This window comes from Cupriavidus sp. SK-3 (genome assembly GCF_000611145.1).
Taxonomy (GTDB): domain Bacteria; phylum Pseudomonadota; class Gammaproteobacteria; order Burkholderiales; family Burkholderiaceae; genus Cupriavidus.
In genome coordinates, this window is record NZ_JFJV02000125.1 from 85,749 (window position 1) to 99,711 (window position 13,963).

Below are 13,963 nucleotides of genomic sequence, written 5' to 3' on the forward strand. Positions count from 1 at the left end.
GCCAGAAAGCAAAAAACCGCGCCGTCCCTGAGAGAGACACGGCGCGGCGCCTAAATGAAGGGCGTGATGGTCGCACGCCCTCCAGGTGACCAGCTATTGATCCGAAGATCCGAAGATCCGAAACATCAGGCCACTTTCTTGTCGTCGAAGAACTGTTCGTCTTCGGTCGAACCCTTGAGCGCGGTAGTCGACGACAGGCCGCCTTCGATGGTCTGGGTCACTGCGTCGAAGTAGCCGGTGCCGACTTCGCGCTGGTGCTTGACGGCGGTGAAGCCCTTCTCGGCCGCCTTGAACTCGTTTTCCTGCAGTTCGACGAAGGCGGTCATCTGGTTGCGGGCATAGCCGTAGGCCAGGTTGAACATCGAGTAGTTCAGCGAGTGGAAGCCAGCCAGCGTGATGAACTGGAACTTGTAGCCCATGGCGCCCAGTTCCTTCTGGAACTTGGCGATGGTGGCGTCGTCCAGGTTCTTCTTCCAGTTGAACGACGGCGAGCAGTTGTAGGCCAGCAGCTTGCCAGGGAACTTGGCGCGGACGGCTTCGGCAAACTTCTTGGCGAATTCCAGGTCCGGCTTGCCGGTTTCGCACCACACCAGGTCGGCCACTTCCGCGTAGGCCAGGGCGCGGGAGATCGATTGCTCGATGCCGGGCCTGGTGCGGTAGAAGCCTTCCACCGTGCGCTCACCGGTGCAGAACGGGCGATCTCGCTCGTCCACGTCGGAGGTGAGCAGGTCGGCGGCTTCAGCGTCGGTACGGGCGATCACCAGGGTCGGCACGCCGGACACGTCGGCAGCCAGGCGCGCGGCGGTCAGCTTGGCGACAGCTTCACGCGTTGGCACCAGCACCTTGCCACCCATGTGGCCGCACTTCTTGACCGAAGCCAGCTGGTCTTCGAAGTGAACGCCGGCTGCGCCCGCGTCGATCATGGACTTCATCAGTTCGAAGGCGTTCAGCACGCCGCCGAAGCCGGCTTCGGCATCGGCCACGATGGGCGCGAAGTAGTCGGTGTCTCCCTTGCCTTCGCTCCACTGGATCTGGTCGGCGCGCTGGAAGGTGTTGTTGATGCGGCGGACCACTTGCGGCACCGAGTTGGCCGGGTACAGCGACTGGTCGGGATACATTTCGCCGGCCAGGTTGGCGTCGCCAGCGACTTGCCAGCCCGACAGGTAGATGGCCTTGAGGCCTGCCTTGACCTGTTGCATGGCCTGGTTGCCCGTCAGCGCGCCCAGCGTATTGACGAACGGTTCGGTGTTCAGCAGGTGCCACAGCTTTTCGGCACCGCGGCGAGCCAGGGTATGCTCGATCTGCACGGAGCCGCGCAGGCGCACAACGTCATCGGCGGTGTAGTGACGCGCGACGCCCTTCCAGCGCGGGTTGGTATCCCATTCTGCTTGCAGGTTCTTTGCTTCGGTTTCGCGGGACATTTCACTCTCCTAGTGATGATGACGGGTATGGCATAAGCAACTTGCGACAGGCTTGCCGGACCACGGTGCCGAGCTTGCCGACCGGTGCGCTTAGGGGGACGGTCTGGAGGCCAGGTCCTGCTGCCTCACCACCCCTGTTTTTTACGCTTCAGGTCATGTGTCTTATATAAGAGTGTAGGGAAACGTCCCGCGTCGCAACAGCACGGAATGCAGTCGTTGCTGAGTTTTTTTACTGTTTATAATCAATAACTTATTAAACATATTTCACGATACGGCAAGCTGTTCTCCATCATGAGAAACGGCAGTTGTGCTTCGCATCTACATTTTTTGCCGCGCAAAACATCTTTCCGCATTGTGAAAAAATAACGACCGGCAGTGCCGGCCGCGATGCTGCTCAAGGAGGAACGCATCCAGCCTCCCCCCGTGCGGTCCTACGCTGGCGGATTTGCCTCGCGCTCACGCCGGTAAGCCACCCAGTCCCCGGAGGCAATGCGCGGCAAACCCGCCACCGCGTCCTCCCCCACCGGGTACAGCAGGCAGCGCACGGCCTGGTCGCCAGCCGTCACCACCCGCTCCTCGCGAACGAACAGCGTGGCCTGGCCCGGATAAACCTCTTCGATTTCGTCAAGCACCGGCACCAGGGCGGCATCCACCTCGTACAAATCGCCAGCCACGCCGGGGGCGCCTGCATCCAGCACCAGGCCGGGATAGGTGCCGAAGTCATAGAGCCGGCCCGGCACGGTGGCGCTGCCGAGCAGGCGCGGCGCGGCAATGCCGTGCTTGCGCGCGGCCGCGTTGAGGTCGTTGACTTCGCCCGCGCGCAGGGTGCCGTAGACAAATACCACCGGCATGCTCAGCCCTCCAGCTTGCTGTCTGCCACCAGCACGCCATCGGCGTCGGCATAGATCCAGTTGCCGGGCCGCACCACGGCGCCGGGCATCTGCACCGTGACCTCGCGCTCGCCCACATTGCGCTTCTGGCTTTTCTGCGGATGCAGGGCCAGGGCGCGCACGCCGATATCGCAGACCGCAAGCTCAGCGCTATCGCGCACGCAGCCATTGACAATGACGCCGGCCCAGCCGTTTTTCTCGGCCAGCACGCCAAGGTTGCCGCCCACCAGCGCGCAGCGCAGCGAGCCGCCGCCGTCCACCACCAGCACGCGGCCGTTGCCGGGCGACTCGAGCGCTTCGCGCACCAGCGAATTGTCCTCGAACAGCTTCAGCGTGGCGGCCGGGCCGGAAAACGCGGCGCGTTTGCCGAAATGGCGGAATATCGGCGCCAGCACACGCAGCGAGCCGTCGGCCAGCTGTGCCTCATTGGCGTCGCACAGATCGGTGGTAGCAAAGCTCATGAAGAACTCCCAAATCAGAAAGATGGAAAGGACAGGTTAGGCGAGGCGATGGCGTCCTGCTGCCTCAGGACGCGCCCCGCGCGGCCAGCGCCTGGTCGCGAATGGCCTGCAGCGTGGTGCGCGGCGTGATCTGTTCCGGATCGATGCGGATCTCGATCAGGCTGGCAACCGGTGCGGCCAGCGCCTCGCGCAAGGCCGGCTCGAACGCTTCGTTGCTGGTCACGACGGCGCCACGCGCGCCATAAGCCCGCGCCAGCGCGGCGAAATCCGGGTTGTGCAGTTCGGTGCCGCTCACATGGCCGGGATACTCCCGCTCCTGGTGCATGCGGATGGTGCCGTACATGCCGTTGTTGACGACGATGATGATCACGGCCGCGCCATACTGCATCGCCGTGGCGAGTTCCTGGCCATTCATCAGGAAGCAGCCATCCCCGGCCAGCGCCACCACCGTGCGCCCTGGAAAGGCGATCTTGGCGCCCACTGCCGCGGGCACCCCGTAGCCCATGGCGCCGCTGGTAGGCGCAAGCTGGCCGCGGCCACCGCCGGCAAAGGGGCGATAGCGGAAATAGCGGTGCAGCCAGCTAGCGTAGTTGCCCGCGCCGTTGGTCACCACGGCATCGGCCGGCAGCACGGTATCCAGCGTGCGCACGATGGCGGCCATGTCCACGCCCTGCCCGGTATAGGCCGGCGGTGCCAGGTAGGCTTCGTAACCGGCGTGCGCCGCGGCGGTCCATGCCTGCCAGCGCGGCGTGGCGGGGGCATCGAGCTGGGCCAGCCGTTTCGCGATGGCCGGCATCGAGGCCTGCACCATCAGGTCGGCCTGGTAGACGCTGCCCAGTTCCTCGGCGCCCGCATGGACATGGATCAGGGCCTGCGCCGGCCGCGGCGCGGCCAGCAGCGCATAGCCCCCGGTGGTCATCTCGCCCAGCCTCGGGCCGATGGCAAGCACCAGGTCGGCAGCGCGGATGCGTTCGGCCAGTTGCGGGTTGATGCCGATACCGACATCGCCCGCATAGCTGGCGTGGCGGCTGTCGAACAGGTCCTGGAAGCGAAAGGCGCAGCCCACCGGCAACTGGAAGCGTCCGGCAAAATGCTGCAGGTCCTGGCAGGCCTCGGGCGTCCAGCCGCTGCCGCCGGCAATCACGAAAGGCCGCTCTGCGCTGGCCAGCATACTGGCCAGGCGGGCCAGATCACCCTCGCCCGGCCAACTCATGACGCGCTGGTAGTGCGCCAGCTGCGTTACGGCAACCTGCTGGGTCAGCATGTCCTCCGGCAGCGCCAGGACCACGGGGCCGGGCCTGCCCGAGGTAGCGGTCTGGTAAGCGCGCGCGATGTATTCGGGAATCCGCTCGGCCCGCTCGATCTGCGCCACCCACTTGGCCATCTGGCCGAACATGCGGCGGTAGTCGATCTCCTGGAAGGCCTCGCGATCGGCAAAATCGCTGCCGACCTGACCGATGAAGAGAATCATCGGCGTGGAATCCTGGTACGCCGTATGGACGCCGATGCTGGCATTGGTGGCGCCGGGGCCGCGTGTGCAGAACGCCAGGCCGGGCTGCCCGGTCAGTTTGCCGTAGGCTTCCGCCATGACCGCCGCGCCCCCTTCCTGCCGGCAGATCACGAAGCGCAGGCGGTCGCGCCGCGCGTGAAAGCCATCGAGCACCGCCAGGTAGCTTTCGCCGGGAACGCCGAAGGCCAGCTCGGCGCCGTGCGCCAGCAGCGCATCGACGAGGATATGACCGCCCGGCTGGAGCAACGGTGCCCCGTCGGGGGCGGCATGGGACGGCGTAGCGGCAGGATTGACCATGGGCGGCGGACAAGTTGATGGTTCCGTGCGGAACCGTGGATCAGGAATTCGGTAACAGCACAGGGGGCAATCGGGGCCGCAAGCGTATCAGCCGGCCGCCGCGCGGTTGCTTCCCGCATCACGGCGCGAGCGGTTGCCATTACCTACCGTGACGGCGGTGAAGATCGCCAGCATCTGGAAAGCGCCGATCATGAAGAAGACCCAGCTCGGCCAGCGCGCATCCATCAACATGCCGAAAAACAGCGGTCCGCTGGCCAGTCCGATATCCAGGCCGGAGTAGACCACGCCATAGACTCGCCCGGTGGCCCCGGCCGGCGCGGCGGCGCGCACCAGCAGATCGCGCGAAGGCCCGGCCGTACCCGCGCCGAAGCCGATCACGCCCATCAGCACCGGCACCATCACGGCCGGCAGCACGCCCAGCCCCACCACGATGGCGACAAAGCCCGACAGCGTGAAGCTCATCGCAATCAGGCGGTCGTGGTTGCTGGTGCGCCCCGCGGCGAAGCCGCCCACGATCATGCCGCCGGCGCTGCACAGCATGTAAACGGTGTAGGACGCCGTGGCCAGCGTCAGCGGCATGCCGTAGAGCTGGGTCAGTGCGGTCGGCGCGAAACTCTGGATGCCGGAGAACGAAAAGGTGGTGACCAGGAAAAAGGCCCAGCAGATCCACACCTGCGGCAACTTGAGAAACGCCAGCATGCTGCCGCCCGCCTTGGCCGCGGCCGGCCTGGGCGCCGCGCCGGCGGTGCCTCGCGGGTCGAGCACGTGCCGGAAGGCCAGCAGCACCGCCAGCACGCCGAAGGCCACGGCCGAAGCGCAGGCGAGCGCGGTGCGCCAGGTGCTGAACTCGGCAATGGTCACCAGGAAGATCGGCGCGGCGGCCCAGCCAAGGTTGCCCGAGATGCCATGCACCGAGAACGCATGGCCCAGCCGCGGCTGCGACACATGCTTATTGAGCAAGGTGAAATCGGCGGGATGGAACACGCCATTGCCGATCCCCGCCACGCCGGCACCAAGCAGCAGCATTGCGTAGCTGGGGCTGACCGACAGCAGCAGGGCCGCCGTGCCCAGCAGCCCAAGGCCGCCGAACAGCACCGGCTTGGCACCGAAGCGGTCGACCACGAAGCCCGACGCGGTCTGCACTACGGCCGAGACGGCGAAGAACACCGTCATCAGCAAACCCAGTTCGGCATAGCTCAGGCCAAATTCGGCCTTGATCCACGGGAACAGGGGCGCCAGCAGCAGGTGGAAAAAGTGGGAAACGCCGTGGGCCAGCCCGACCAGGCCAATGACCTGGGCATCGTGGCGCAACGGATTGCGAACGGGATCGAGAGTGGCGGCGGTCATCGGGCGGCAATCTTGCTGGATCTGGCGCGCCGGCCACTGCTGCCTGGCCCGGTCAGGGACCGGGGGCGCGCTGCGAATACCGCATCATAGAGTAAAACCACCCTCGGCAGGGGTGCCCTGCCCGTTACATCTGCTTGAACAGGTAGGCGTACTGGCGCGCCACCGGCAAGGTCTCGGCGCGATTGCGCAGCTTGAGCGCGAGCCGGCCGAGCGACTGGTTCACGGCACTGGCTACGCAGTCGATATTCACCACCGTGCCGCGATGGATCTGCCAGAAGCGCTCCGGATCGAGCTGTTGCGACAGTTCGCGCAGGCTGGTGCGGATCAGCGCCTCACCGCTGGTGGACACGACGTTGACGTACTTGTCGGTCGCCTCCAGGTAGATCACCTCGTCCACCGGGATGATGCGGATTTCCTGCCCGACCAGCGCCTTGATGAACCGCAGGTAGCCATGCTGGGGCGAGCCCGCGGGGGCCTGCTGCGCTGGCGCGCCGCCCGGCTCCAGGGTCTCGAGGCGGGCCAGCAACTGCGCCAGGCGATCGGTGTCGAGCGCGGAGCCACCCTCCTCGCTCGCCTGCGCATGGGCCGCGAGCCTTGCCTTGAGGCGGTGCACGGTAGCCTCCAGCCGGTCGGGCTGCACGGGCTTGAGCACGTAATCGACCGCCTCGCGCTCGAATGCTTCCAGGGCGAACTGGTCGTACGCCGTAACGAACACCACCAGGGGCGGCGGATCGAACGCCATCAGCTCGCGCGCCACGTCCATGCCGCTCATGCCCGGCATGCGGATATCGAGAAACGCCACCTGGGGCGCGTGCTGCCGGGCCGCCTCCAGCGCGGAAACGCCGTCGTGCACCACGGAGACGATCTGCGCCTCGGGCCAGAGACTGGACAATTCGGCATGCAAGGCGCGCGCGAGCAGCGGCTCGTCGTCGGCGATCAACAAGGTCGGGGACATGGAAGCGGCAGTAATCAGGCGGATCGTTCGGAACGGCGGTTGAGACTGGGGCGGCTGTGGCAATCAGCCGCCTCAGGAGTGGGAAACGCCATGCGCGGCACGGGTGACGGGGGCCATCCCGAGTCCGGCGGGGACGCTGGCCGGCACCGGCGCAGGCGCCGGCACGGGAACTGGCGCCGGCAGCCCGACGACGGGCAAGGTCAGCCGGACGATCACGCCGCGCGGCGTGTTTTCTTCCATCTGCATGCTGGCCGCCGCCCCGAAAATGCGCGCCAGCCGCTCGCGCACATGGGTCAGGCCCAGGCCGGAGCCCTTGGTCACGGCATGTCCGAACCCCACCCCGGTATCCCGGATCACCACCTGTACCGCGTTCTCGCCCTGCGCGCGCGCCGACAGCACGATGCTGCCGCCACGCATGCATGGCTCGATGCCGTGGGTGACTGCGTTCTCCACCAGCGGCTGGATCAGCATGGGCGGAATCTCCACTTCCGCCAGCTCGGGCGGCAGTTCGATCTGATAGCTCAGGCGCGTGCCGAAACGCAGGGCCTGGATGTCGAGATAGCTGCGCAGCAACTCGAACTCCTGGCGCAGCGTGCACTGCTCGGCGCGCGTATGCGACAGCGACATGCGCAGGAAGCCGATCAACCGCTGCAGCAGCCGCCGGGCGGCCTGCTGGTCGGTGGCGATCAGGCAATCCAGGTTGGCCAGGGAGTTGAACAGGAAGTGCGGCTCGATCTGTGCCTGCAAGGCCATCAGCTGCGCGCGCACCAGTTGCTTTTCCGCCTCCTCGCGCTGCAGGGCGTCAAGCGCGGCCTGCCGTTCCAGGTGGGCGAGCTTCTCCCGGGACCAGTAGAAATAGATCATGCTGGCCGAAGCGAGCATGCCGACCACCAGGCACATGCGCAGCGTGTCGGCGGCTTCCTCGAAGGACTTCGCCGGCTCGTTGAGGATGATGCGCGTCGCCCAGCTGCCCATGATCACGCCAAGCGGTACGGCAATGGCGGTCAGGCAGAGGAATGGCCAGCGCCTGGGCCGCTCGTTCCACCAGATCAGCACGCGGGCGACATCGATCAGCAGCCAGATCGACAGGCCGATCAGGTGGCTATAGACGAAGTTGTGCCACAACGATCCACCGGTACGGAAGCCATAGTTGAGGCTGACGGCGATCATGGTGTTGATGCACAGCACGAACAACAGGTCGCGTGCGAGGATCGAGATCCGGGAAGGAATGGCGGCGGGACAACGAGCTAGCCGATCCAGCGATTTCATGTGGGCAAGGCCTCCCTGCGCGACGGGGAAAATGGCGCCGGTCCTGCCGGCGCTACCGCGGCCGCAGGACAAGTCGGGGATGACTGATCGCTATTGTTATTGTAATAGCCGCTCATAAGCTCTGGCACCCTTTGCCCGGCCCGCATGTACGCTGGGCCACCTTGCCGCCGGCGTCGCTACCGTCATCGCCGGCCGCACGGCCATGCAACGCGGCCCACCACTGGCCCGACAGGACAAAGCGCGGGAACGTGATCCACTGCTCGGCCAGGATGCGCAGCGCGATATCGAGCGGCCCCGCGAACGGCTCGGGCCTGACAGCCTCAAGCCGGTGGGCGCGGCCTTGCAGCATCATGGACAAGGCCATGCACAGCACGCCCAGCGCCACCGCCGGGACGGAAAGCGCCAGCGCGCCATAGAGGAACAGCACATTGCCGGCCATGAACATCGGCACCGCGACGATGTGCAGCAGCAAGCTGCGCGGGTGACTGTGATTGCGGGCGTAGCCGCGCCACTGCCAGCGCAGCAGCCCTTCCGGACGCGCGCTCATTGCTCCGGCCCGCGCCGGTCGACACGGCGCCAGGCGAAACGGCGCACGAGCAGGATCGCACCTACTGCGATCAACAGCACCGGCCATCCTTCGCGGACGATATGGGCGGGCAGGATGCCGCTGTTCTGCGCCAGAAAGATCGCGCCCAGTGCAATCAGGATGATCGGGACAATCAGCCCCCTGCCGCTACGGCCTCGTTTCATCGCCCTCTCCTCGTGCGGGACTCGCGCACCGTCGATAGTGCGGTGCGTCATCGCCATGTGACGGCATGTGTATTCCGCCACGGACTGTAGCGACTTTACGCCGACAAAGTACGGGACGGAAGTGGCGTGCGACGAATGGAGAGCGGACGGCGCGAAACGCGGGGATGCGGCGCCACCGGCACCGCAGCGCCCCGCGCCGCCTAGGTCTTCAGGCCTCGACGACCTGCACGCCCGCGGGTTCGGACAGGGCGCTGGTGAGGGTGTCGCGCGACAGATGCGGCGCGAACATGTTGATAAAGGCATGGGCGTAGCCACGCAGGTAGGCCCCGCGCCGCACCGCCACGCTGGTGGTATTCGGCTCGAACAGGTGGTCGGCCGCGATCCGCACCAGGCCGGCGTCCTTGCGATCGTCGTAGGCCATCGAGGCGACGATGCCCACGCCCAGGTCCAGCTCCGCGTAGGTCTTGATCACGTCCGCGTCCATGGCGGTGAGCACGATCTCCGGCTGCAGGCCGGCGGCGGCGAAGGCGCCGTCGATCTTGCGGCGTCCGGTGAAGCCGGCGTCATAGGTAATGATCGGGAAGCCGGCGATATCCTCCAGCGTCGGCTCCGGCAGGTGCGTCAGCGGGTGCTCCGGCGATACCACCAGGACGTGGCGCCAGGTATAGGCCTCGAAGGAAGTCAGGCCCGCCTCGCTGGCCACCGCCTCGGTGGCGATGCCGATATCGGCCTGGCCGGTCAGCAGCAATTCGACAATGTGCGCCGGCGAGGCTTCCTGCAACGCCAGCGTCACATGCGGATAGGCGCGGCGGAAGCTCTGCACCACCTTGGGCAGGGCGTAGCGGGCCTGGGTGTGCGTGGTGGCCACCGTCAGGCGGCCGGTATGCCGGCCGGCGAATTCGTCTCCGGCCTGGCGCAGGTTCTCCGCCTCGAGCAGCAGGCGCTCGACGATGCGCACGATTTCGCGGCCGGGCTCGGTCAGGCCGGTCAGGCGCTTGCCATAGCGCTCGAAGATCTCGACCCCGAGTTCTTCCTCCAGCTCGCGGATCTGGCGCGACACGCCGGGCTGCGAGGTGTAGAGGGCATTGGCAACCTCGGTCAGGTTGAACTGGCGGCGCACCGCCTCGCGGATCGAACGCAGTTGCTGGAAATTCATAATGCGGCTCCCGCCGGGGCAACATTGGCCCTGGCTTGTGATTGTGTTTGTGTTTGTGTTTGTGTATTCGCCTGTGCTGCGGGTTGAGGCTGGACGAAGACACGCAACTGGCGCGGCCGCACCGCCAGCAGCTCGCCTTCGCGGAAGCCCTGATGGCGGAAGCGTTCGAGCGGCAACGCCACCTCGATCACTTCCTGGGTGTCTTCGCGCTCCAGTTCGAGCTGGGCCACAGGGCCCAGCGTCAGCGCGCGGCGCAGCGTCACGGCGATGCCGTCGGCGCCGGGCGCGTAGCGTTCCAGGTCGAGATCGTGCGGGCGGACATAGGCCACGGCGTCGCCGGCGGTTTCATGGCCGCTGCCGACTACAGGCAGGATCGAATCGCCGGTGTGCAGCAAGCCGCCCCGCTCGCCCACTTCGAGCCTGCCGTGGAACAGATTGACGTTACCGAGAAAGCCGAACACGAAGGGCGTGGCGGGATGGTTGTAGACCGCCTCCGGCGTGCCCGCCTGCTCGACGTGGCCGCGATTCATCAGCACGACCTGGTCGGCGACTTCCAGCGCCTCTTCCTGGTCGTGGGTGACGAATACGCTGGTCACGTGCAGTTCGTCATGCAGGCGGCGCAGCCAGCGGCGCAGTTCCTTGCGCACCTTGGCGTCGAGCGCGCCGAACGGCTCGTCGAGCAGCAGCACGCGCGGCTCCACGGCCAGCGCGCGGGCCAGCGCGATGCGCTGGCGCTGCCCGCCGGACAACTGCGGCGGATAGCGGTCGGCCAGCCAGTCGAGCTGCACCAGTTCCAGCAGCGAGCGCACCTTCTCGCGGATCTGCGCCTCGCCCGGGCGCTCGGCGCGCGGTTTCACGCGCAGGCCGAAGGCCACGTTCTCGAACACCGTCATGTGCTTGAACAGTGCGTAGTGCTGGAACACAAAACCGACCTGGCGCTGGCGCACATGCTGGTGCGAGGCATCGCGCCCTTCCAGCAGGATCTGGCCATCGTCCGCCCGTTCAAGACCTGCAATGATGCGCAGCAAGGTAGTCTTGCCGCAGCCAGAGGGCCCCAGCAGCGCCGTCAGCTGGCCTTCGTCGAAATCGAGCGTGACATCGTCCAGCGCGACGAAATTGCCGAAGCGCTTCTGCACGTTCTTGACCTGGATGCTCATGATGCCTGTCCTTGCAATTTGCCGGCGACCGGATTCTCGGGCGCAAAATTGTCGTCTTCCCTGTGCTCGCCGCGCGCCCGGTATTCCACCAGCGTCTTGATGCCCAGCGTGACCAGGGCCAGCAGCGTCAGCAGCGACGCCACCGCGAAGGCTGCCGCGAAGTTGTACTCGTTGTAGAGGATCTCCACGTGCAGCGGCATGGTGTTGGTAAGCCCGCGGATATGGCCCGATACCACCGAGACCGCGCCGAACTCGCCCATGGCCCGCGCATTGCACAGGATCACGCCATACAGCAGCCCCCAGCGGATGTTGGGCAGCGTGATGCGGCGGAAGGTCTGCCAGCCGGAAGCGCCCAGCACGATGGCGGCCTCTTCTTCCTCGCTGCCCTGCGCCTGCATCAACGGAATCAGCTCGCGCGCGACAAAGGGGAAGGTGACGAAGATGGTCGCCAGCACGATGCCCGGTACCGCGAACATGATCTTGATATCGTGTGCCTCCAGCCACGGACCCAGCCAGCCCTGCGCGCCGAACAGCAGCACATAGACCAGGCCCGAGATCACCGGCGACACCGAGAACGGCAGGTCAATCAGCGTGATCAGCAGGTTCTTGCCGCGGAAATCGAACTTGGCGATGGCCCACGCCGCTGCCACGCCGAACACCACGTTGAGCGGCACCGCGATGGCCGCCACCAGCAGCGTGAGCTGGATCGCGGCCACGGCATCGGGCTCGACCAGCGAAGCGAAGTAGGTCTGCACGCCCTTGCGCAGCGCTTCGTAGAACACCGAAGCCAGCGGGATGAACAGGAACAGCGCGAGGAACACTACCGCTATCGTGATCAGGGTGTAACGCACCCACGGCGCTTCGCCCGTGGCATCCCTGAAACGCGCGGCAGGGGCGGAACGGCCGCCCAGTCCCTGGGTAACGACGCCGGCCATTTCAGTTCTCCTTGCCCGGCGCCACGGAGGCGCGCACTGCCTGGTGGTGGCGGCGCGTCCACGCTTGTAGCAGGTTGATCAGCAGCAACAGGGCAAAGGAGATCACCAGCATCACCACCGCCACCGCGGTGGCGCCCGCGTAGTCATATTGCTCAAGCTTGGAATAAATCATCAGCGGCGCGATCTCGGAGATCATCGGCATGTTGCCGGAGATAAACACCACCGAACCGTACTCGCCGGTGGCCCGTGCGAACGACAGCGCAAACCCGGTCAGCAGCGCCGGCAGGATGGTCGGCAGGATCACGCGGAGAAACGTCTGCAGACGGGTGGCGCCCAGGCTGGCGGCGGCCTCCTCCAGCTCCTGCTCGGCATCCTCCAGCACCGGCTGCACCGTGCGCACCACAAAGGGCAGCCCGATGAATGTCAGCGCCACCACCACGCCCAGCGGCGTGAAAGCGACCTTGACGCCCAGTGGCTCCAGGTAGCGGCCGAGCCAGCCATTGCCGGCATACAGCGCGGTCAGCGCGATACCGGCCACCGCGGTGGGCAAGGCGAACGGCAGGTCCACCAGCGCATCAACCAGGCGCTTGCCGGGAAAGCGGTAGCGCACCAGCACCCAGGCCACCACCAGTCCGAACACGGTATTCACGATGGCGGCGATCAGCGAGGCGCCAAAGCTGAGCTGCAGGGAAGCGACGACCCGCGGCGCGCTGATTGCGCTCCAGAAGGCCTCCCAGCTCATCGTAAAGGTCTTGAGGAAGGTGGCCGACAGCGGGATCAGAACGATCAGCGTCAGGTAGAACAGCGTGAAGCCCAGCGAGAGGCCAAAGCCCGGCAGCACGGTAAAGCGCTGTTTGCTTGGCCTGGCGGGCGCGCGCTTGCGCGCCTGCGGGGCATCCGGCCTCGCCGGGGGCGGAGTGTCCGCCAGGGAAATCGAGGGTGGCATGTTGTCTCGTCTGTACCGTCAGTGTCGCATTCACCACCCGGAAAAGGATTTCGGCAAAGGCTCGGGCCAGAAATCCGGGAAGCGGGGGTGGCTTCTTTATGACGCCGGCGCATAACGCACCGGCCTACGAGACAAATTCTGCAGATTCCGCCTTATAAACAGAACGAATCTTTATGTATGTTCTTAGGCGTTTTAGATATAAGGAAACGTGGACGACACCTCGACACCCGTTTCCCAAGGCTCGGTGCGGTCGTCAGACGGCCCGGCGCTGCCGTCGGCCTCGATGCGCTGTATCAATGTGGCAAGCAAGCCCAGCCCTTCGGGCCACTGGTCCAGCCCGGAATCGGCATTGATGTGGCCTGCCAGGCCCGCGTCGTGCAGTTCGCTCCCCCATAGCGTGCCCCAGCTGAAGGCGGTGCGCTGCAGCATCCAGGGATCGTTGCGGCTGGCGACGAGGATGGTGGGAAACGGCAGCCTGTGGGCCGGCAGCAATGCCGCCACGCCGAACTTGTCGGGGTCGGCTGGCGCCACCAGGAGGGCACCCGCGATGCCCTCGGCGTCCAGCGCTGCCTGGCGCAAGGTGGCCAGGCAGCCAAAGCTGTGCGCCACCAGGATGGCCCCGCGCGATGCCACGCGCTGCGCCCGCATCACGCTTTCCGAGACGCGCTCGGCCCACAGCGGCAGGCTGGGGCGCGACCAGTCGTGCTGCTCCACGCGCTGCCAGTCCGGAAAGCGCTGTTCCCAGCGGCTCTGCCAGTGGCCCGGCCCGCTGCCGTGCAAGCCCGGCACCGTCAGGATCTGCAATCCCTTGGGCACCTTCAGCCGCACGTCGGCGGCGCGCCCGCCGGCGCCCGCCCGCCCCCCCCCCC

Annotated in this window: 14 protein-coding genes; all 14 read right to left on the reverse strand. The window is 66.4% G+C overall.

Annotated features, from left to right (window positions below; translation table 11 throughout):
* Nucleotides 1–125: 125 nt before the first annotated feature.
* The 14 genes from aceA to CF70_RS13020 all read right to left on the reverse strand — a co-directional run bounded on the left by aceA (nt 126) and on the right by CF70_RS13020 (nt 13,922).
* Entirely contained in the window at nt 126–1,421 is a 1,296-nt protein-coding gene (aceA, locus tag CF70_RS12955; protein ID WP_035864996.1) for an isocitrate lyase, read from the reverse strand.
* Nucleotides 1,422–1,852: 431 nt separating this feature from the next.
* Entirely contained in the window at nt 1,853–2,272 is a 420-nt protein-coding gene (locus CF70_RS12960) for a gamma-glutamylcyclotransferase family protein (protein WP_035864998.1), read from the reverse strand.
* A gap of 2 nt (nt 2,273–2,274) precedes the next feature.
* Nucleotides 2,275–2,772, reverse strand: coding sequence for a ribonuclease E activity regulator RraA (gene rraA, locus CF70_RS12965; RefSeq protein WP_035865000.1), 498 nt, complete (start codon nt 2,770–2,772; stop codon nt 2,275–2,277).
* A gap of 64 nt (nt 2,773–2,836) precedes the next feature.
* A complete protein-coding gene (locus CF70_RS12970) occupies nt 2,837–4,579 on the reverse strand; it encodes a thiamine pyrophosphate-binding protein (RefSeq protein ID WP_035865002.1) in 1,743 nt (580 codons plus the stop codon).
* An 87-nt stretch (nt 4,580–4,666) separates the two neighbouring features.
* The gene (locus CF70_RS12975) at nt 4,667–5,926 is read right to left on the reverse strand and encodes an MFS transporter (protein WP_035865005.1); all 1,260 of its coding nucleotides are present in this window, start codon (nt 5,924–5,926) and stop codon (nt 4,667–4,669) included.
* A 124-nt stretch (nt 5,927–6,050) separates the two neighbouring features.
* On the reverse strand, nt 6,051–6,881 hold the full coding sequence (locus CF70_RS12980) for a LytR/AlgR family response regulator transcription factor (RefSeq protein ID WP_035865007.1): 831 nt from the start codon (nt 6,879–6,881) through the stop codon (nt 6,051–6,053).
* Between the two features lie 72 nt (nt 6,882–6,953).
* On the reverse strand, nt 6,954–8,150 hold the full coding sequence (locus CF70_RS12985; protein WP_051648357.1) for a sensor histidine kinase: 1,197 nt from the start codon (nt 8,148–8,150) through the stop codon (nt 6,954–6,956).
* Nucleotides 8,151–8,262: 112 nt separating this feature from the next.
* Nucleotides 8,263–8,697 carry a hypothetical protein gene (locus CF70_RS12990; RefSeq protein WP_051648359.1) on the reverse strand — a complete coding sequence of 145 codons (435 nt, stop codon included), beginning with the start codon at nt 8,695–8,697 and terminating at the stop codon, nt 8,263–8,265.
* On the reverse strand, nt 8,694–8,900 hold the full coding sequence (locus tag CF70_RS12995; RefSeq protein WP_035865010.1) for a LiaI-LiaF-like domain-containing protein: 207 nt from the start codon (nt 8,898–8,900) through the stop codon (nt 8,694–8,696). Before CF70_RS12995 ends, CF70_RS12990 begins: the two co-directional genes overlap by 4 nt.
* A 208-nt stretch (nt 8,901–9,108) precedes the next feature.
* Nucleotides 9,109–10,056 carry a CysB family HTH-type transcriptional regulator gene (locus CF70_RS13000; protein ID WP_035865012.1) on the reverse strand — a complete coding sequence of 316 codons (948 nt, stop codon included), beginning with the start codon at nt 10,054–10,056 and terminating at the stop codon, nt 9,109–9,111.
* Complete coding sequence (locus CF70_RS13005) at nt 10,053–11,213, reverse strand: sulfate/molybdate ABC transporter ATP-binding protein (protein ID WP_035865014.1); 1,161 nt, start codon at nt 11,211–11,213, stop codon at nt 10,053–10,055. The genes CF70_RS13000 and CF70_RS13005 overlap by 4 nt, the downstream gene beginning before the upstream one ends.
* Entirely contained in the window at nt 11,210–12,148 is a 939-nt protein-coding gene (cysW, locus tag CF70_RS13010) for a sulfate ABC transporter permease subunit CysW (RefSeq protein WP_035865016.1), read from the reverse strand. The genes CF70_RS13005 and cysW overlap by 4 nt, the downstream gene beginning before the upstream one ends.
* Before the next feature lies 1 nt (nt 12,149).
* Nucleotides 12,150–13,094: a sulfate ABC transporter permease subunit CysT gene (gene cysT / locus CF70_RS13015; protein ID WP_035865018.1), complete on the reverse strand. Its 945-nt coding sequence runs from the start codon at nt 13,092–13,094 to the stop codon at nt 12,150–12,152.
* A gap of 192 nt (nt 13,095–13,286) precedes the next feature.
* Nucleotides 13,287–13,922 carry an RBBP9/YdeN family alpha/beta hydrolase gene (locus CF70_RS13020; protein ID WP_035865019.1) on the reverse strand — a complete coding sequence of 212 codons (636 nt, stop codon included), beginning with the start codon at nt 13,920–13,922 and terminating at the stop codon, nt 13,287–13,289.
* Between the last annotated feature and the right edge of the window lie 41 nt (nt 13,923–13,963).